Annotated in this window: 1 protein-coding gene; it reads left to right on the top strand. The window is 34.4% G+C overall.

From position 1 onward, the window contains the following. The first annotated feature begins 99 nt into the window (after positions 1–99). Positions 100–393: a transposase gene (locus tag LJE08_RS13770; RefSeq protein ID WP_154573171.1), complete on the top strand. Its 294-nt coding sequence runs from the start codon at positions 100–102 to the stop codon at positions 391–393. Positions 394–550: the final 157 nt, after the last annotated feature.

Genomic DNA, 550 nt, shown 5'->3' with positions numbered 1-550 from the left:
TGATGTTAGCATATAAATAGGACTAGTCAAAAAGAGAAAATTTACACCAGTGGTACAATAGAAAGAGGATGATTCAAAGACAAAGGAAGGCAAAAGAAAATGGCAAATAAAAAGAAACAGTTTGATCAAGAATTTAAACAAAATGCAGTCAATTATTGTTTAACACATCCAGAACTAAGTCGTAAAGAATGTGCTAAAAATTTAGGTATTGGAGATAGTACTTTATACAGATGGAAGCAAGAAGCTAAAGCCAATAACAACCAGGCAACATTTAAAGGTTCAGGGAATCTAACAGAGGCTGAGCTTGAAAACAGACGTTTAAAACGTGAATTAAAGGATACGCAAGATGCTCTTGAAATTCTAAAAAAAGCCATCAGCATTCTGGGAGAATAACACAAGTTCTGTACTGTCTTGTTTCTGAAGAGTCTAAGGTCGACAAAGACTTTTCGGTGACTGGAGTGCTAAGTAAGCTACATTTGTCAAAATCAGGATATTACAATTATCTGCATCGAAAACCAAGCAAGCAATCTATATCTAAGAAAGAGAGAAT

The sequence above is a fragment of the Holdemanella sp. DFI.5.55 genome (genome assembly GCF_020593575.1).
Taxonomy (GTDB): domain Bacteria; phylum Bacillota_I; class Bacilli_A; order Erysipelotrichales; family Erysipelotrichaceae; genus Holdemanella; species Holdemanella hominis.
Note: the sequence above shows the minus strand (reverse complement) of the source record. Positions and strands in the feature narration are given on the sequence as shown.